Consider the following 17,233-nt stretch of genomic DNA (forward strand, 5'->3'; position numbering starts at 1 on the left):
GCCACTCTGCGCAGCACGCGGCGCAGCGTCAAGGCGCCGCCTTGGCCGCAACGACGCCCGAATCGCGAAGCGCGGCCGAGGCGCGCTGGATCACCACCGGGGTGATGATGAACCGGCCCAGCACCCGTTCGGGCGTCGCATCGGCGGGCTGGCGCGTATAGGCGAGCAGCCGCTGCCATTGCGCGCGCGCCTCCGCCACCTGGCCCTGCCGCGCCTGCACGATCGCGCGCACCATCATATATTGCGGCTCCATATTGCTCGGCGACGGCATCTGATCGAGGATCCGCCGCGCCTCATCCTGTTCGCCGCGCTCCGACAGCGTGAAAGCGAGCGTGACCGCCGGAACGCCGGGATAGGAAGAATCGAGCTGGAGCGACCGCCGGAGCAACAGCTCGCCCTCGGGCCCCATCCCGCATGTCAGCTTGAACAGGCCGAGAAAGCCCGCCATGTCGGCATCATAGGGATTGAGCGCGATCGCGGCGTCGCCCATCGCATTGCCGGCCGCACAATTGCCCGTATAGAAATTGGCGCGCGCCATCGCGAACATGCCCGCCGACGAATTGGGGCTGCTTTCATACGAGCGCTGCGCCAGCGCCCGCGCTTCGGCAAACGCCTCGCGCCCCGCCGGCGTCATCCGCTGCGGCTGCCAGTCGCCATAGCGCACGAGCGACAGTGCGGTGAGCGTGACGGGATCGCGCGGGTTGGCCTTGAGGGTCGCGCGCAGGCAGGCGTCGACCTGTTTCACGTTCGCGGTATTGCGCATCTGGCGCACCCGGTTGAACTGCGCGAGGCACGGGAAGCCGGGCGAGAAATTGTCGGGCTGGCGCTGAACCTGGTCGCGCACGATCACGCCATAATCCCCGGCAAGCTGCGCGATCAGCGGCTCGATTGCGGTAAATTCGGGCGTTTCATCCTGTGTCAGGCGCAATTGTTGCGACCAGATGGCGCGCTGGTCCGCGACGCGGTTGAGAACGAGCGTGACGTCGGTGTTGCCCTCGACCGTGCGGACGAGCGATGTGTCGAGCCGATAGTCGCTTTTGCCGGTGACCGCACTGCCCGGCGCCTTCGAACTCAGGAGGTCGACGAGATCGAAGCGCCGCAGCCCGTCGCGCAGCTTTCCATCGAGCGCCCGGGCGAGCGCGCGCGATTGGGGCAGATTTCCCGCGGCCGGCGCGCTGACTTCGAGCAAGGGGACCGGCACCGGGTCGCCGACGAACAGCCGGTCGCCGCCGCGGAGCGTCCAGAGCGTGAAGAGCGCGAGCGCGAGGAGGATGAGGACGACGATCCAGCGACCAAAGTGGGCGCCGCGATCGGGCGCGCGCCGGACGACGCCGCCGCGCCCCGTCGTCCGCCCTGCGGCGCCTGCGGTCTTGACGTCATCATCGCCAGCCGGGTCGTCGGCCGACCGCGCCGAGGGGGGCGCCGCGCGATACTGGACGACGACTTCATAGCTGCCCTGCGGAACGCGCAGCCGGTGGACCCAGGGCGTATCGGCATAATAGCGGTCGAGAAGGCTGCGCAGCCGCCCCACCATGACGCGCGGATAGCTGTCGACGGCGGGGTCGAAATCTTCGCTGCGGCCGAGCGCCTCGGTCGCGATGGCATAAGCCTTGGGCGAGCTGCGCCCGCCGCGAAGGCGGTGCTCGACAAGGAATTGCAGCAGCCGCGACAGCACTGGCGAGCGGGTGAACATCGGGGAATCGAGCAGGCGCTCGAGTTCTCCCGCGATGATCCGATCGACCTGGGCGGGGTCCTGTGTCTCGTTCGTTTTCGCCTGGTCCATGCTACCCTCAAATACCCCTGGCGGGCGGTGCGGGTGATACGCCAATCAACAAGCGCGGCCACCCATTGTTACTTTGACGTAACGGTAACAAGGAAACCTTACGCCATATCAGAAGAAAAGCCGTGCGCCAATCTGCGAGGAAAAACGCGAAAACGGGTTAAGGATTGGTTATCAAATGGCAACATAACGGCATGTGACCCCTTGTAACTGCCACAGTTTCGAAACTGTGGCATCCTTTGGGCATCGCGGCATTCCTACGATGACGCGGTGTTGAGGCCAAAAGGCGAAAGGTGCGAGCTGGTCCCTGGCACCCTTCGATCCCCCTCAGGCCTCATTTCAAGACTTCGCCGGGCGGCCCGACAGCCCCACCTGTTCTGTCGCCCGGCAAGTCGACATCCCTCGCTCTCCCCTCAACGCGCCGTGCTGGCCACAGGCGCAGCGCGAGCGCCGCGACCATGACGGTGCCAAAGACCATACCGACAACCTGCTTGTCCGGATCGGCGCCAAAGGCACGCCCGGCGTAGCTCGCGGTAAAAATGAACCAGATATAATAGATTCCGAACCGGTGCAGGTGCCCCCACCATTGGCCCAGCCGCCGCTGCCACCCGTCGGTCGAGGTCAGCACCATCAGATAGAGGATGACATAGGCGAGGCCGCCGCCGATGAGCGACTGCCAGGTCCGACCCGGCGCATAGACGATGACGTTAATGCCCAGCGCGACGAGGTGGATCGTGTGGGCGAGCGCGAAGCCCAGCCCCCATTGCCGCCGTCGGCGAAGCAGCGCGCGCGTTGTCGCGCCCGGCCAGCGGCGCACCAGCGTCGATGCGAGAAACGCGACGAGGAAGAGCGGCAGGCCGGCGCGGGCGGTCCATCGCGCTGCCAGCCCCGCGCGCTCGGCGGCATCGCCGCCCACCAGCAATCCCGCCGCGACCGCGAGCAGCCCGGCGGCGAGGCCGAGCCAGAGGGGGGTCCCGCGGCGGTCGAGCCAGCCGGTCAAATTCAGACGGCTTCGATGCGCAAGGCGCGAACGCACACAGGTGTCAGCTCGTCGGCGCCCAACGTCCCATAACCAAGCATATTTGCGACCCCATTTTTTCTCTGCATATACGAAAGGGGCGCCGGTTTCCACCGACGCCCCATCATTTTTCGTCAAAAGATAGAGGGCTTAGGTCGTGGCCGGTGCCTTGCACGGACCGGTGTGAACGCTGGTCATCTGCATGACCATTTCCATGTCGCCGCCGGTCGGGGCTTTGCCCTTGGTCGTGATGGTCACGTCGTTCTTCTTGGCATCCATCGTACCCGCCATCGCCATGTCGACCGTCTGGCCGTTCTGCGTGCAGGTGCCGGCAATGTCGATCTTGCCGCCCGCGACATCCTTCTTCGACCATTTGCATTCGCCGCCGTTGCCCGGGCCCTTCGCGAGTTCGGCCGCGATGTCTTCCTTGTCGACCTGCTCCTGCGTGAAGCACTGGTCCATGCCGCTGGCGCCTTCCATCATCTTCGTCATCTGGTCCTTCGCCTCGGGCGGCATGCCGGGCATTTCGAACTTCACCAGCTTGACGTCGGTCTTCCAGTTACCGGCTTCGCGCTTCACCGGACCGCTGGCGGCCGCATTCTCGCTCTTGCCGCAACCCGACACCGCGATGAGGGCGCCGATCGCGGCGACCGTCAGAAATTTCTTCATACCCTGTCTCCTGTGACTGTTCGTTCGGGGGTTCTGTTTTGATTCATTGCGATTGTGGACCCGCCCCATCGATACCATATTGGCAGCAATGGCAATTCAGATTCGTACATCGCTCGATGAAATCGACACGGCGGAGGGCTATGTCCCGCATCGTCCGGCGCGCCCCGACAAGGTCGAAGGCGGCAAGCGATTTGAACTGGTTAGCGACTATGAGCCCGCGGGCGACCAGCCGACCGCGATCAAGGAACTCGTGTCGACAGCACTCGACGGCGAGCGCGACCAGGTGCTGCTCGGGGTCACCGGATCGGGCAAGACCTTCACGATGGCGAAGGTCATCGACGAATTGCAGCGCCCCGCGCTGATCCTCGCGCCGAACAAGATCCTCGCGGCGCAGCTCTATGGCGAGTTCAAGAGCTTCTTCCCGAACAATGCGGTCGAATATTTCGTCAGCTATTACGACTATTACCAGCCCGAAGCCTATGTGCCGCGCTCGGACACCTACATCGAGAAAGAGTCGAGCGTAAACGAGGCGATCGACCGGATGCGCCACTCGGCGACGCGCGCGCTGCTCGAACGCGACGACGTGATCATCGTCGCATCGGTGTCGTGCCTCTATGGCATCGGATCGGTCGAGACCTATTCGGCGATGATCTTCGACCTCAAAAAGGGTCAGGTCGCCGACAATCGCGAAATCATCCGCAAGCTCGTCGCGCTGCAGTACAAGCGCAACGATCAGGCGTTCGCGCGCGGCAATTTCCGCGTGCGCGGGGACTCTCTCGAAATCTTCCCGTCGCACTATGAGGATATGGCGTGGCGCGTCAGCTTCTTCGGCGACGAGATCGAGGAGATCACCGAGTTCGACCCGCTGACGGGCAAGAAGATCGCGACCCTCAACTATGTCCGCGTCTTTGCCAACAGCCACTATGTGACCCCCGGCCCGACCCTGAAGCAAGCGAGCGAGGCGATCCGGCATGAGCTGACCGAGCGGCTGAAGGAGCTGGAAGCCGAGGGCCGGCTGCTCGAAGCCCAGCGGCTCGAACAGCGCACCAATTTCGACCTCGAAATGATCGCCGCGACGGGAAGCTGCGCGGGCATCGAAAATTACAGCCGCTTCCTGACCGGCCGCCTGCCCGGCGAACCGCCGCCGACCCTGTTCGAATATCTTCCCGACAACGCGCTGCTCTTTGTTGACGAGAGCCACCAGACGATCCCGCAGATCGGCGCGATGTCGAAGGGCGATCACCGCCGCAAGATCACCCTCGCCGAATATGGCTTCCGCCTGCCGAGCTGTATCGACAACCGGCCGCTGCGCTTCGCCGAATGGGACATGATGCGCCCGCAGACGGTCAGCGTATCGGCGACGCCGGGGACGTGGGAGATGGACCGCACGCAGGGCGTGTTCGCCGAACAGGTGATCCGCCCCACCGGGCTGATCGACCCGCCGGTCGAGATCAAGCCGGTCGAGGAGCAGGTCGACGACCTGATCGTCGAGGCGAAGAAGACCGCCGCCGCGGGGTATCGCACGCTCGTCACGACGCTGACCAAGCGCATGGCCGAAGACCTCACCGAGTTCCTCCACGAAGCGGGTCTCAAGGTCCGCTACATGCACTCCGACGTCGAGACGCTCGAGCGCATCGAGATCATCCGTGATTTGAGACTCGGGGTGTTCGACGTGCTCATCGGCATCAACCTGCTCCGCGAGGGGCTCGACATTCCCGAATGCGGGCTCGTCGCGATCCTCGACGCCGACAAGGAAGGCTTCCTGCGCAGCGAGACCAGCCTCGTCCAGACCATCGGCCGCGCCGCACGCAACGTCGACGGCCGCGTCATCCTCTACGCCGACCGCATCACCGGCAGCATGGAACGCGCGATGCGCGAAACCGACCGCCGCCGCGAAAAGCAGACCGAATATAACGTCGCGCACGGCATCACCCCGACGACGATCAAGCGCAACATCGGCGACATCATCGCCCACGTCGCGTCGAAGGATCAGGTGACGATCGACATCGGCGAGGACAAGCCGACGCACATGGTCGGGCACAATCTGCGCGCGTATATCCAGGACCTCGAAAAGAAGATGCGCGATGCGGCGGCGGATCTGGAATTCGAAGAGGCCGGGCGCCTGCGCGACGAAATCCGCAAGCTGGAGGCCGACGAGCTCGGCCTACCCGCCGACCAACAAGTCGCGCCGCGCGTCGGGCGGTCGAACGAGGGCAAGCCGGGCACCCGCAAGGGGCGGTTCGGGAAGCAGAGCAAGACCAAGTGGGGGCGATAGTCTTCGCTTCGACAAAACGTATACGTTTTCCGACAAGCGCTCTTGCCCCGCCTCTGGCCGCTGCTTAGGGTCCGCCCCGAAACCGGGGAGAGTCATCAATGAAAACAGGTCTGTCGCTTATTGCCCTGGCGCTTGCCGCCATCACGCCTGCCGCGCTTTACGCACAGGACAAGCCCGCTGACGACAAGGCGAAGGCTGAAAAGCCCGCCGACTATGAACCGCAGGTCCGCACCACCAAGCTATCGGGCACCTTCGGCGGCCAGCGGATCAACTATGCCGCGACGATCGGCGAGACGATCATCAAGAACAAGGATGGCGTGCCCGAGGTGGCGGTTGTCACCACATCCTATGTCAAGGAACCGCGCGATCCGGGCCGGCCGATCACCTTCCTGTTCAACGGCGGCCCCGGATCGGGCACCGTCTGGCTGATGATGGGCGCATTCGGGCCGAAGCGCGTCGCGATCCCCGGCACCGGCGTCGACGATGGCGCCCCGCCCTACCCGATTGTCGACAATCCCGATGCGCTGCTCGACGTCACCGACGTCGTCTTCATCGATCCGCCGGGCACGGGCTTTTCGCACCTGATCGGCAAGGCCGACCCCAAGGATTATTACGGCGTCACGCAGGACGCAAAGCTCGTCGCCGAGGTGATCCGCCGCTGGCTGAACGACAATGGCCGCTGGAACAGCCCCAAATATCTCGGCGGCGAAAGCTATGGCACGACGCGCTCGGCGGCGGTCGCGAACCAGCTGATGAACGAGACGTACAATGATGTCGCGCTCAACGGCATCATCCTGATCTCGACGGTGCTCGATTTCGCGGCGGGCGCCGACACGCCGGGCAACGAGCTGTCGCCGATTACCAACCTGCCCTCGATGGCAGTGACCGCGCTCTATCATGGCAAGGCGACCGCCGCGTCGCCCGAAGCCTTTGCCGAGGAAGCGCGGCAATGGGCGATCGGCCCCTATGCGACCGCCTTGCTCAAGGGCCAGAAGCTGCAGGGCGAGGAACGCGCCGCGGTGCGCCGCGAGCTGTCGCGCTTTACGGGGCTATCGGAAACCTATCTCGAAAGCGCCGACCTCCGCGTCACGCCCAACCGGTTCTACAAGGAACTGCTGCGCGACCGCGGGCTCACCGTCGGCCGCCTCGACAGCCGCTATACCGGCAAGGATTATGACAGCGCCGGCGAAGGCCCCGACAACGACCCGAGCTTCTATGGCATCGACGCGAGCTATACCGCCGCGATCAACAGCTGGAGCCGCGACGGGCTGGGGTTCAAGACCGACCGCGAATATCAGTCGATCGGCCGCATCGGCGGGCAATGGGATTGGCGGATCGGCGACCGCGACACCAATAGCTATCTGAATGTCGCGCCCTATATCGGGCAGGCGCTACGCGAAAATTCGGGGCTGAAAGTGCTCGTCGCACAGGGCTATTATGATTTCGCGACGCCCTTTTTCGCCGCCGAATATGCGCTGTCGCGCACCGGCATCCCGCAGGATCGCATCAGCTACACCTATTATGGCGCGGGCCACATGATGTATATTCGCGACGAAGACCGGCACAAATTGTCGGCCGATATCCGCGCCTTCATCCGGGGGCGCTGATACGGAAAGCCCGAGTATTTCTTACTTCGTCATCCCCGCGAAGGCGGGGACCCAGCGAACTACCATTGCTACTGGGTTCCCGCCTTCACGGGAATGACGAACGTCCGCTCAGCGGATACTTCAGCGCAGCACGCCCCTTGCCGCTTGCGACCGCGCATATAGAAACAACGCAATCGCGATCACCCAGATCACTGCGGTGAAAATCATCGGGAAGGCGCCGAACATCCGCATCAGGTCGCCATAATGCATGCCAAACTGATAGACGCTGCTGAGCGCCAGCCCGATCAGCGAGACGAGGAATGCCGTCACCGCGTGGCGGCTGCGCACGAGCAGCAGCAGCGACCCGAGCAGCGCCCCCCATACCCCGAGCGCCCAACCGATGTTCGCCCAGACGGGAAAGCTGGCGAAATAGGCCTGCTGTTCGGGTGTGAAGGCCGCGAGATATTCGGCGTTGCCCATTTTGGTCATCGTATAATCCATCGCGCCGAAGGCGTTCCAGATCAGCGACACCACCCCGACCACCCACAGGTGCCACGGCGTTTTGCGCACTTCGGTCATCATTCGTCTCCCCCTCCAGAAAGATCGCACTGCAGTAACAATATAACACACCCGCGACACCGGCGAAACAGCTTATCCTGCGACGCCGGCAAAGGCGCTTGGCAAGCCGCCGTCAAATCGCGATAGGCACCCCATGTGCGTCGTCGCCCTTGCTCACAAAGCCCATCCCGACTGGCCCCTCATCCTCATCGGCAATCGCGACGAGCTCCACGCGCGCCCCGCCGCGCCGCTCGCCGAATGGGACGACGGCAGCGGCATCGTCGCCGGCCGCGATCTGCAGGCCGGCGGCACATGGCTCGGGGTTCATCGCCCCAGCGGCGGCGCCGTGGTCGTCACCAATGTCCGCGGGGCGATGCCCGATCCCGCCAAGGAATCGCGCGGCGCGCTGGTGTCGGACATGCTGCGCGGCGAAGGGCGCTTCGCCGACCCCGCGGCCGGGGACCTGCCACGCTTCAACGCGTTCAACCTCTTCGCGGTGGGCGACGGCAAAACGCGGCTGCTTACCAACCGGCCGGTCCCGCTGATCATGCCGCTCGAGCCCGGCGTCCATGCGCTCGCTAACGAACCCGTCGACGCGCCCTGCCCGCGCGCCGAGCGGCTGCGCCTTGCGCTCGAAGCGACGGTCGCGGCCAGTGGCGACCCCGAGAGTCTGCTCGATGCGCTGATGGCCGAGGACGACCCCGCGCTGTTCCTGCGCGGCGACGTCTATGGCACGCGCGCCTCGACGCTCGTCGCGATTTCGGCGGAGGGCGACGTCAGGATGATCGAGCGGCGATACGAAAAGGGCGGCCGTCCCGCTGGAACGACCGCCCTCGAATTTCGTATCGGCTGAGCCGGTCGCGCTTATTTCGGCGCGATCACCATCAGCATCTGGCGACCTTCGGTGCGCGGGTGCGCCTCGACCTTCGCGATTTCCGACGTCAGTTCGGCGACGCGCTGGAGCACGTTGAGGCCGAGCTGGGTGTGGCTCATTTCGCGGCCGCGGAAACGCATGGTCATCTTGACCTTGTCGCCTTCGCCGAGGAAATCGAAGACCTTCTTCATCTTCACGTCGAAATCATGATCGTCGATATTCGGACGCATCTTGATCTCTTTGATTTCCTGCGTCTTCTGGCTCTTGCGTGCGAGGTTCGCCTTCTTCTGCGCCTCATATTTGAACTTGCCGACGTCGAGGAATTTGCACACCGGCGGATCGGCGTTCGGGGATACTTCAACCAGGTCCAGCCCGACGGAAGCCGCCTGCTCAATCGCTTCGGCCGTCAGCATCACGCCCAGATTTTCGCCTTCCTCGTCGATCACGCGGACTTTGGGGGAGGCGATAAATTCATTGTAACGCGGGCCGTTTTTGGGCGGCATCGGTGCCATTGGGCGACGGGTCATGGGCGGTGGTATAGCTGTATCTCCTGGGTCGTTTAAAAAGGGCGTGCAGCATCGACGCAAAAACACGCGTGGTGGTCATATAGTGATCAAAGCGCCGTCGTAAAGGCCGCCGCGCTCACCTTATAACGCTTTTCGGGCCGACTGTGGCCAGTCTGCCACTGTCAGCCGGCGGCTACCATTTGGTCGGCGCGGGATCGACGACGCGGAAGCCGCCCGCGCCGATTTCGCTGACCTCGAGCGCGCGTTCGGCGATACCCCTGTTACTGAAACGGAAGATGCCGTCGATGCCGCCGAAACCGTCGGCGGCGAGTAGGCGGTTCGCGGGAAAATTGGTGCCCGGTTTCCAGTCGCGCGCGATGCGCACCGTCAGCAGCACCGAATCATAGCCGAGGCTGGCAAGCCGGTACGGCGTCTTGCCGAAGCGGGTACGATATTTGGTCGCGAGCTGACCGTAGAGGCCGTCCGACACGCTGGCGAACCACGACCCGCGCATCACCGCGCTGCTGCCGAGTGCGGCGTCGGTGTTCCACAGTTCGGTGCCGAGGATCTGCTTGTTCCCCGTGGTCTTGATCACCGGCACGGCGCGAATGGCGTTGCCGCCGCTGTCGGCGATCAGCACCGCGTCCATCGCGCCGGCGTTGGCGATCCGCCGCGCCGCACCCGTCAGCGCGGTCGCGCTGCGGTCATAGCTTTCGACCGCGACGAGCGTGCCGCCCGCTTCGGCCACCGCGGCGCGGAACGCCGCCGCCGAACGGTCGCCATAGACATTCTTTGGCACCAGCGCGCCGAACCGCTGATGACCCTTCGACCGCGAGAAAGCGACGACGCGCTCGACCGACTGGCCGGGGACGAAGCCCATGATGAAGACGCCGTTGCCCGCAACGCTGCTGTCGTTCGAGAAGCTCAGCACCGGCACTTTCGCCGCGCGCGCGATCGGCGCCACCACGGTGACATCTTCGCTGAGCAGCGGGCCGAGGATCAGCTTGTTGCCGTCGGCGACCGCCTGCCGCGCCGCCGCGGCCGCACCGAGCGCGGTATCATAGGTGGTGATGCGGACGCGTTCGGTGCGCGAATCGAGCAAAGCGAGCGTCGTCGCATTGGCGATCGCGGTGCCGACGTCGGCGTTCGGCCCTGTCTGCGGCACGAGCAATGCGACGCGGTGGCGATCGGTGTCGGTCGGCAGGCCGGGGCCAACATTGTCGTCGGGGTTGGTGGGCGGCGGCGGGGTCGCCGGGCCGTTCGACTTCGGCACCACCTGACACGCCGCGAGCAGACCCGCCATCGCCATCACGCCGAGCCCGCGCAACATTTGGCGGCGGGCCGGTGCTTTATTTTGGCGCTGGTCGGCAGTTTCTGCCATTTTCGGCGTCATGCCAGATTCGAACATCTCAGATTCTCCCTTGCCCGGTCTCTATATCGTCGCGACGCCCATCGGCAACCTTGGCGACATCAGCGCGCGCGCGGCGACGACACTCGCCTCCGCCGGCGTGATCGCCGCAGAGGATACGCGCGTGACCGCGAAATTGCTGTCGCATCTGGGTTTGCGTGTGCCGATGACCCCCTATCATGATCATAGCGACGAACGCACCCGCGCCGCGCTGGTTGCGCGTATGGAGAGCGAAATTGTCGTTTTGGTGTCGGACGCGGGAACCCCGCTGATTTCCGACCCGGGCTACAAGCTCGTTCGCGACGCGCGCGCGGCGGGGCGGCACGTCACCACCCTGCCCGGCCCGTGCGCCGCAATTGCCGCGATCACCCTGTCGGGGCTGCCGAGCGACCGCTTCCTGTTCGCGGGCTTTCTGCCAAACAAGGCGAAGGCGCGCGCCGACACGCTCGCCGAATTCGCGGGGCTGCGCGCGACTCTGGTGTTCTATGAAAGCGGGCCGCGGCTGTCGGCGTCGCTGGCGGCGATGGCCGAAGGGCTCGGCGACCGCGGGGCGGCGGTCGCGCGCGAGATCAGCAAGATGTTCGAGCAATGCGTCACCGGCACGCTGACCGAGCTTTCCGCGCGCTATGCCGATGCGCCGCCGAAGGGCGAGATCGTCGTCATCGTCGGCCCGCCCGGCGAAGCCGTGGCCGAAGAAGCCGACGACGATACGCTCGACGCGGCGCTGCGCGAAGCGATGGCCGACAAGCCCGTCGCGCAGGCGGCGAAGGCGGTCGCCAAACGCTTCGGGCTCGACCGCCATGACGTCTATGCGCGCGCACTCACGCTGAAAGAGCAGGCTTGAACCGCGCCGCCGCCGAAGCACGCGGACGCAAGGCCGAGCGCCGCGCGGCGTGGTGGCTGCGCCTTCACGGCTGGCGCATCATCGGCGAACGGCTGCGCGTCCCCGTCGGCGAGGTCGACCTTGTCGCGCGGCGCGGCCGCACGATCGCCTTCATCGAGGTCAAATGGCGCGACCGCGCCGCCGACCTCGACCTTGCGATCGACCATTATCGCCTGCGCCGCGTCGCCGCCGCCGCCGAAATGCTGCGCCCGCGCTTCGCCGGCCCGCGCGACGACATCAGGATCGACGTGATGCTCCTTGCGCCAAGGCGCCTGCCACGCCATCTGGTCCACGTCTGGCAGCCTTAGGGGTGCGGCAACAACGCTCCATTCTCGTCATCCCGGCGCAGGCCGGGATCTCGCCGGCGCGCTCTGTTGCAACGATGAGATCCCGGCCTGCGCCGGGATGACGATTCAGGTTGGGGGTGCTGTCTGATGGCGCACGCCTTGAGGAGAAGAAGATGACCCTGCGCGCCGCGGTACAAATGGACCCGATGGACAATATCAACATCGGGGGCGACAGCAGTTTCGCGCTGATCCTGAAGGCGCTCGAACGCGGCTACGAGCTCTATCATTACGATGTACGCGGCCTGACATGGGAGGCCGGACGGCTGACGACGAAAGCGCACCGCATCCTCGAGGCGCAGCGCGAAGCCGGCGCGCATTACAAGTTCGGCGACGAAGTTCTGCTCGACCTCGGCCGCGACGTCGATGTCGTGCTGATGCGGCAGGACCCGCCCTTCGACCTCGGTTATCTCACCGGCACGTGGCTGCTCGAACGCATCGCGAACGAGACGCTCGTCGTGAACGACCCCGTCTCGGTCCGCAACGCCCCCGAGAAGGTGTTTGTGCTCGACTTCCCCGAGTTCATGCCGCCGACGATGGTGACACGCAGCCTCGACGCGGTGAAGGATTTCCAGGCGCGCCATGGCGCGGTGGTGATCAAGCCGCTCCACGGCAATGGCGGCAAGGCGGTGTTCCGCATCGACGCCGACGGCAGCAATTTGGGCGCGCTCGTCGAGCTGTTCGGACAGGTGTGGCCCGAACCCTTCATGGTCCAGCAATTCCTGCCGAGCGTGTCGAAAGGCGACAAGCGCATCGTGCTCGTCGACGGCGAGGTCGCGGGCGCGATCAACCGCAAGCCCGGCGAAGGCGAGTTCCGTTCAAACCTCGCGGTCGGCGGTTTTGCCGAGGCGACCGAACTGACCCCGCGCGAGCAGGAAATCTGCGACGTGCTCGGCCCGCAGCTCCGCGAACGCGGTCTCGTCTTTGTCGGCATCGACGTGATCGGCGGCGAATGGCTCACCGAAATCAACGTCACCTCGCCCACCGGGATCGTCGCGATCGACCGTTTCAACAACAGCGATACGGCGGGAATGATCTGGGATGCGATCGTCCGCCGGATCGGCTGACGCGCCCGCGCGTTCCCTCCTCATGACCGACTTCATTCTCAATCTGATCCAGAACTGGGGCTATGTGGGGATCTTCATCCTCATGTTCCTCGAGAACGTGTTTCCGCCGATCCCGTCCGAAGTGATCATGGGGCTAGGCGGCATCGCAGTCGCCAAGGGCCATTTCGATTTCTGGACGCTCGTCGCGGTCGCGGTCGCGGGCACGACCGCGGGCAATTGGGTCTGGTACGGGATCGGGCGCTGGATCGGCTACGAACGGCTCAAGCCCTTTATCGACCGCCACGGCCGCTGGCTGACGCTCGACTGGGCCGAGGTCGAGCGGCTCCACAATTTCTTCCTGAAATATGGCCCCGCGATCATTTTCGTCGCGCGCTTCATGCCCGTCGCGCGGACGATGGTGTCGCTGCCCGCAGGCATGGTGAAGATGAACCAGGCGAAATTCCTGGCCTGGACCGCCGCGGGTTCGACGATCTGGATCGCCGCGCTCGCGGGCGCGGGCAACTGGTTCGGCGGCAAGTTCGCGAACCTCGACGCCTTCGTGGGCCCCGTCGCGCTGGTCGCGATCGGCTCGCTCGTCGCCGTCTATATCTACCGCGTCATCACCTGGAAGCCGAAGCAGGCCGACTAAGCCCTGGGGTGCGCATTCCGGTAAATATCGAGCAAATGCGCGGCATCGACCGCGGTATAGACCTGCGTCGAGGCAAGGCTCGCATGACCGAGCAATTCCTGTAGGCTGCGCAAATCGGCGCCACCCGCGAGCAGATGCGTCGCGAAGCTGTGGCGCAGCGCGTGCGGCGTCGTGCGTTCGGGAAGACCCAATGCGCGCCGCGCCGACCGCACGCTCGCGCGAACAACGCCGGGCTGGAGCGGCCCGCCGCGCGCGCCAAGGAAGATCGGCGTTTCTTTGGCGATCGGATAAGGGCAAGCCGCAACGTAGCGCGACACCGCGCTCGCGACCGCGGGCAAGATCGGGACGATCCGTGTCTTGCCGCGTTTGCCCGTCACGCGCAGCGTCTCGCCAAGCGGCAATACCGCGCCTGTCAGCGACAGCGCTTCGCCGATGCGCAGCCCTGCGCCGTAGAGCAGCAACAGCAGCGCAAAATCGCGCGCACCGACCCAGCCCTCCCGCGCATTATCCTCGACATCCTGCGCGAGTTGTAACGCCTCGGCGGGCGAGACCGGCCGCGGCAGCCCCTTCTTGACGCGCGGCCCCCGCATCTGCGGCACGCTCGCGCCCGATCCGCCGACAAAGCGCAGAAAGCCGCGCAGCGCCGAAAGCTCGCGCGCCGCCGATGCATTGCCCAGCCCCTCGGCGCGGCGGTCGGCCAAATAAGCACGGAGGTCGTTCGGGGTCAGGGATTTCAGCATCCGTGCGTCAACCCCGCCGCCGCGGTGCCGCGACAGGAAGCCGCAAAAGCGCTCGGCGGTCGCGATATAGGCGCGGCGCGTATGCTCCGACCGGCGCTTCTCATGCGCCAGATGGGCATCCCAGTCGCGGATCAAATGCTGCGCCAAATCAACTCCTATACCCCGCTCGTGTCGAGCGAAGTCGAGACACCCATCGGCGTGGCGCGAGCCTGAGGGGCATCTCGACTTCGCTCGATGCGAACGGGTTTCGAGAGTCTAGCCGGTCCGAACCACGTCGGAAAGGATCGAGTCCAGCAGGAGAATCCCGTCGTCGGTGACCATCAGCCGGTCGCCATCGTACGTCATCAGCCCCTGCTTCGCGAGCCGCGCCACCGCGCCGTCATCGACGAACGCCTCGCGCAACAGCCCGCTGCGCGCCTCGATCCGCGCCAGATCGATGCCTTCGTTCAGCCGCAGCCCCATCAGCATCGCCTCGGTCGCGCGCTCGTGCGCCGGGAGGTCGCTTTCGACCTTGAGCCCATGACCGTTGCGCTCGACCGCCGTGACGAAATTCTCGGGCTTCTTGTGCCGCTCGGTCGCTTGGCCCAGCCTTCGGCCATGCGCCCCGGGGCCGACGCCGGCATAATCGGCGTAGCGCCAGTAGGCGAGATTGTGGCGGCTTTCCTGCCCTACCCGCGCGTGGTTCGACACCTCATAGCGAGGCAGCCCTGCGGCGCGCGTCATCGCCTGCGTCGCGTCGAACAGGTCGGCGGCGGTATCGCCATCGGGGATGGTGAGATCACCCTTCGCCGCGAGCGTCGCAAAGCGCGTGCCGGGCTCGATGGTGAGCTGGTAGAGCGAAAGATGGTCGGTGCCGAAGGCGAGCGCGCCCGCCAGTTCGTTTTCCCACGCCGTCATCGACTGGCCCGGCCGCGCATAGATCAGATCGAAGCTGACGCGCGCGAAATGCTCCTGCGCCGTCGCGATCGCGCGGCGCGCCTCATCCTCGCTGTGCGCGCGGCCCAGAAATTCAAGCACTTCCGAATCGAAGCTCTGAACCCCTATCGAAACGCGATTGACCCCCGCCGCGGCAAGGTCGGCGAAATTGGCGACCTCGACCGAATTGGGATTCGCCTCCAGCGAGATTTCGACGTCATCCGCGAGCCCCCACGCATCGCCAGCCGCCGCGATCACTGCCGCGACCGTGGCGGGCGGCATCAGGCTGGGCGTCCCTCCGCCAAAGAAGATCGACCCGATGGTGCGCCCCGGCAGCAACGCCGCCTCATGCCGCAGATCGGCGAGCAACGCGTCGCGCCACACCGCCTGATCGACGCTCTCGCGCACATGGCTGTTGAAGTCGCAATAGGGGCATTTCGACACGCAAAACGGCCAATGGACATAAAGGGCGAGCGGTTCGGCCATGCGGCCCCCTACTCCCTTTCGTCATTCGGGCGAAAGCCGGAATCTCTCGCGGACGTTCCCCAAGGCCGATGGCGGCCCCAGACCCGATCCGGGGTGACGAAGGAAGGTCAGAAGACTCCGGCCACCAGCTTCGCAAACGCATCGGCGCGGTGGCTGATCGCATGTTTTTCCGCCGGATCGATTTCGGCATAAGTCAGTGTGTTACCTTCCGGAACGAAGACCGGATCATAACCGAAACCGAGTTTCCCGCGCGGCGGCCAGGTCAGGCTGCCGTCGGCCCGGCCCTCGAACACTTCGGCATGGCCGTCGGGCCAGGCGAGCGCGAGGGTGCAGATGAAACGCGCGCTGCGGTCGACCTCTGGCCCCTGTTCGGCAAGCAGGCCTTCGACCTTGCCCATCGCCATATACCAGTCGCGGCCCGGATTGCCCTCGAACCATTGCCGCTCGGCCCAGTCGGCGGTGTAGACGCCGGGCCGGCCAGAGAGCGCCGCGACCTCGAGCCCGCTGTCGTCGGCGAGCGCGGGAAGTCCCGCCGCGGACGCGCTCGCATGCGCCTTCAGCAGCGCATTCTCGCGAAAGCTGGTCCCCGTCTCCTCGGGCTCGGGAAGCCCGAGGTCGCCCGCCGACACCGGTTCGATCCCGAACGGTTCGAGCAGCGCGCGAATCTCGCGCACCTTGCCCGCATTGTGGCTGGCGATCACCAGTCTGCCGGGGGCGAGCCTGCGCGTCATCTCAGCGGCCCGTGGCCTTGTCCTGCGCCGCGAAAATCTCGCCGCAGCCGATACGCGCGAGGCGGAGCAGGCGGAGCAGGCCCTCCTCGTCATAGGTCGCACCCTCGGCACTTGCCTGCACTTCGACGATCTGGCCCTTGCCGGTCAGCACGAAATTGCCATCGGCCTCGGCGACCGAATCCTCGTCATAATCGAGGTCGAGCACCGGGGTGCCCTTGTAGATTCCGCACGAGATCGCGCCGACCTTGTCCTCGATCGGATCCTCGGCGATCGTCTTCGCCGCAAGCAGCTTGTCGACCGCGAGGCGCAGCGCGACCCACGCGCCCGAAATCGACGCGGTGCGCGTCCCGCCGTCGGCCTGGATGACGTCGCAGTCGATGATGATCTGGCGCTCGCCGAGCTTCTTCATATCGACGACGGCGCGCAAAGACCGCCCGATAAGCCGCTGGATTTCCTGCGTCCGCCCCGACTGCTTGCCCTTCGCCGCCTCACGGCTGCCGCGCGTGTGCGTCGCGCGGGGCAGCATGCCATATTCGGCCGTCACCCAACCCGCGCCCTTGCCGCGCATCCACGACGGCACCTTTTCGTCGACACTGGCGGTCACCAGCACCTTGGTGTTGCCGAAGCTGACGAGGACGCTGCCCTCGGCGTGAATGGTATATTCGGTTTCGATGACGATGGGACGCATCTGGTCGGGCGCGCGGCCGGAAGGGCGCATGAAATTTCCTTTCGATTGGTGATTGCGGTGGCCCTTAGGCCGCCGAC

General features: G+C 65.5%; 17 protein-coding genes. 7 read left to right on the forward strand and 10 right to left on the reverse strand.

All coding sequences use genetic code 11. The features are described 5' to 3' along the window. Positions 1 to 28: 28 nt before the first annotated feature. The 3 genes from ACTJI5_RS11780 to ACTJI5_RS11790 all read right to left on the reverse strand — a co-directional run bounded on the left by ACTJI5_RS11780 (position 29) and on the right by ACTJI5_RS11790 (position 3,467). Positions 29 to 1,783 (reverse strand): tetratricopeptide repeat protein, encoded by a 1,755-nt coding sequence (locus tag ACTJI5_RS11780; protein WP_440860447.1) that lies wholly within the window; start codon positions 1,781 to 1,783, stop codon positions 29 to 31. Between the two features lie 331 nt (positions 1,784 to 2,114). After that, positions 2,115 to 2,780: a hypothetical protein gene (locus ACTJI5_RS11785; protein ID WP_440860448.1), complete on the reverse strand. Its 666-nt coding sequence runs from the start codon at positions 2,778 to 2,780 to the stop codon at positions 2,115 to 2,117. Positions 2,781 to 2,948: 168 nt separating this feature from the next. Continuing rightward, a complete protein-coding gene (locus tag ACTJI5_RS11790; protein WP_056370746.1) occupies positions 2,949 to 3,467 on the reverse strand; it encodes a DUF3617 domain-containing protein in 519 nt (172 codons plus the stop codon). Between the two features lie 88 nt (positions 3,468 to 3,555). Here ACTJI5_RS11790 and uvrB point away from each other — a divergent pair, with 88 nt between their 5' ends. Both uvrB and ACTJI5_RS11800 read left to right on the forward strand, forming a co-directional pair. Beyond that, on the forward strand, positions 3,556 to 5,742 hold the full coding sequence (gene uvrB, locus ACTJI5_RS11795; RefSeq protein ID WP_058539072.1) for an excinuclease ABC subunit UvrB: 2,187 nt from the start codon (positions 3,556 to 3,558) through the stop codon (positions 5,740 to 5,742). Between the two features lie 98 nt (positions 5,743 to 5,840). Beyond that, positions 5,841 to 7,349 (forward strand): S10 family peptidase, encoded by a 1,509-nt coding sequence (locus tag ACTJI5_RS11800; RefSeq protein WP_440860449.1) that lies wholly within the window; start codon positions 5,841 to 5,843, stop codon positions 7,347 to 7,349. A 120-nt stretch (positions 7,350 to 7,469) separates the two neighbouring features. On the opposite strand, the gene ACTJI5_RS11805 is transcribed toward ACTJI5_RS11800, so the two are convergent. After that, positions 7,470 to 7,907 (reverse strand): hypothetical protein, encoded by a 438-nt coding sequence (locus ACTJI5_RS11805; protein ID WP_058539109.1) that lies wholly within the window; start codon positions 7,905 to 7,907, stop codon positions 7,470 to 7,472. A 133-nt stretch (positions 7,908 to 8,040) separates the two neighbouring features. On the opposite strand from ACTJI5_RS11805, the gene ACTJI5_RS11810 reads away from it, so the two are divergent. Continuing rightward, on the forward strand, positions 8,041 to 8,739 hold the full coding sequence (locus ACTJI5_RS11810; protein WP_440860450.1) for an NRDE family protein: 699 nt from the start codon (positions 8,041 to 8,043) through the stop codon (positions 8,737 to 8,739). A gap of 11 nt (positions 8,740 to 8,750) precedes the next feature. Here ACTJI5_RS11810 and infC read toward each other — a convergent pair whose 3' ends face one another. Next, complete coding sequence (infC, locus tag ACTJI5_RS11815) at positions 8,751 to 9,287, reverse strand: translation initiation factor IF-3 (protein ID WP_037511353.1); 537 nt, start codon at positions 9,285 to 9,287, stop codon at positions 8,751 to 8,753. A 172-nt stretch (positions 9,288 to 9,459) separates the two neighbouring features. After that, positions 9,460 to 10,596, reverse strand: coding sequence for a penicillin-binding protein activator (locus tag ACTJI5_RS11820; RefSeq protein ID WP_440860528.1), 1,137 nt, complete (start codon positions 10,594 to 10,596; stop codon positions 9,460 to 9,462). Positions 10,597 to 10,657: 61 nt separating this feature from the next. Here ACTJI5_RS11820 and rsmI point away from each other — a divergent pair, with 61 nt between their 5' ends. From rsmI to ACTJI5_RS11840, 4 genes are all read left to right on the forward strand, one after another. Beyond that, positions 10,658 to 11,518 (forward strand): 16S rRNA (cytidine(1402)-2'-O)-methyltransferase, encoded by an 861-nt coding sequence (gene rsmI, locus ACTJI5_RS11825; RefSeq protein ID WP_440860451.1) that lies wholly within the window; start codon positions 10,658 to 10,660, stop codon positions 11,516 to 11,518. After that, positions 11,515 to 11,865, forward strand: coding sequence for a YraN family protein (locus ACTJI5_RS11830; RefSeq protein WP_058539078.1), 351 nt, complete (start codon positions 11,515 to 11,517; stop codon positions 11,863 to 11,865). The genes rsmI and ACTJI5_RS11830 overlap by 4 nt, the downstream gene beginning before the upstream one ends. A gap of 152 nt (positions 11,866 to 12,017) precedes the next feature. Further along, the gene (gene gshB / locus ACTJI5_RS11835) at positions 12,018 to 12,968 is read left to right on the forward strand and encodes a glutathione synthase (protein WP_440860452.1); all 951 of its coding nucleotides are present in this window, start codon (positions 12,018 to 12,020) and stop codon (positions 12,966 to 12,968) included. A 22-nt stretch (positions 12,969 to 12,990) separates the two neighbouring features. Further along, positions 12,991 to 13,596 (forward strand): DedA family protein, encoded by a 606-nt coding sequence (locus ACTJI5_RS11840; protein WP_440860453.1) that lies wholly within the window; start codon positions 12,991 to 12,993, stop codon positions 13,594 to 13,596. On the opposite strand, the gene ACTJI5_RS11845 is transcribed toward ACTJI5_RS11840, so the two are convergent. From ACTJI5_RS11845 to rph, 4 genes are all read right to left on the reverse strand, one after another. Then, entirely contained in the window at positions 13,593 to 14,483 is an 891-nt protein-coding gene (locus ACTJI5_RS11845; protein ID WP_440860454.1) for a tyrosine recombinase XerC, read from the reverse strand. The two genes, ACTJI5_RS11840 and ACTJI5_RS11845, sit on opposite strands and share 4 nt — an antisense overlap. Before the next feature lie 108 nt (positions 14,484 to 14,591). Further along, positions 14,592 to 15,737 carry a radical SAM family heme chaperone HemW gene (hemW, locus tag ACTJI5_RS11850; RefSeq protein ID WP_440860455.1) on the reverse strand — a complete coding sequence of 382 codons (1,146 nt, stop codon included), beginning with the start codon at positions 15,735 to 15,737 and terminating at the stop codon, positions 14,592 to 14,594. Positions 15,738 to 15,844: 107 nt separating this feature from the next. Then, the gene (gene rdgB, locus ACTJI5_RS11855; RefSeq protein WP_440860456.1) at positions 15,845 to 16,468 is read right to left on the reverse strand and encodes an RdgB/HAM1 family non-canonical purine NTP pyrophosphatase; all 624 of its coding nucleotides are present in this window, start codon (positions 16,466 to 16,468) and stop codon (positions 15,845 to 15,847) included. Position 16,469: 1 nt separating this feature from the next. Then, entirely contained in the window at positions 16,470 to 17,186 is a 717-nt protein-coding gene (gene rph / locus ACTJI5_RS11860; protein ID WP_440860457.1) for a ribonuclease PH, read from the reverse strand. Positions 17,187 to 17,233: the final 47 nt, after the last annotated feature.

It is taken from the genome of Sphingopyxis sp. 22461, from assembly GCF_052044915.1.
In the GTDB taxonomy this organism is placed as follows: Bacteria; Pseudomonadota; Alphaproteobacteria; order Sphingomonadales; family Sphingomonadaceae; genus Sphingopyxis.

What these genes read in the sequence shown, in the direction of transcription:
- ACTJI5_RS11780 (WP_440860447.1), bottom strand. Translation starts at nt 1,783, where the DNA reads ATGGACCAGGCGAAAACGAACGAGACACAGGACCCCGCCCAGGTCGAT.
- ACTJI5_RS11790 (WP_056370746.1), bottom strand. Translation starts at nt 3,467, where the DNA reads ATGAAGAAATTTCTGACGGTCGCCGCGATCGGCGCCCTCATCGCGGTG.
- uvrB (WP_058539072.1), top strand. Translation starts at nt 3,556, where the DNA reads ATGGCAATTCAGATTCGTACATCGCTCGATGAAATCGACACGGCGGAG.
- ACTJI5_RS11800 (WP_440860449.1), top strand. Translation starts at nt 5,841, where the DNA reads ATGAAAACAGGTCTGTCGCTTATTGCCCTGGCGCTTGCCGCCATCACG.
- ACTJI5_RS11805 (WP_058539109.1), bottom strand. Translation starts at nt 7,907, where the DNA reads ATGACCGAAGTGCGCAAAACGCCGTGGCACCTGTGGGTGGTCGGGGTG.
- ACTJI5_RS11810 (WP_440860450.1), top strand. Translation starts at nt 8,041, where the DNA reads ATGTGCGTCGTCGCCCTTGCTCACAAAGCCCATCCCGACTGGCCCCTC.
- infC (WP_037511353.1), bottom strand. Translation starts at nt 9,287, where the DNA reads ATGACCCGTCGCCCAATGGCACCGATGCCGCCCAAAAACGGCCCGCGT.
- ACTJI5_RS11820 (WP_440860528.1), bottom strand. Translation starts at nt 10,596, where the DNA reads ATGTTGCGCGGGCTCGGCGTGATGGCGATGGCGGGTCTGCTCGCGGCG.
- rsmI (WP_440860451.1), top strand. Translation starts at nt 10,658, where the DNA reads ATGCCAGATTCGAACATCTCAGATTCTCCCTTGCCCGGTCTCTATATC.
- gshB (WP_440860452.1), top strand. Translation starts at nt 12,018, where the DNA reads ATGACCCTGCGCGCCGCGGTACAAATGGACCCGATGGACAATATCAAC.
- ACTJI5_RS11840 (WP_440860453.1), top strand. Translation starts at nt 12,991, where the DNA reads ATGACCGACTTCATTCTCAATCTGATCCAGAACTGGGGCTATGTGGGG.
- hemW (WP_440860455.1), bottom strand. Translation starts at nt 15,737, where the DNA reads ATGGCCGAACCGCTCGCCCTTTATGTCCATTGGCCGTTTTGCGTGTCG.
- rdgB (WP_440860456.1), bottom strand. Translation starts at nt 16,468, where the DNA reads ATGACGCGCAGGCTCGCCCCCGGCAGACTGGTGATCGCCAGCCACAAT.
- rph (WP_440860457.1), bottom strand. Translation starts at nt 17,186, where the DNA reads ATGCGCCCTTCCGGCCGCGCGCCCGACCAGATGCGTCCCATCGTCATC.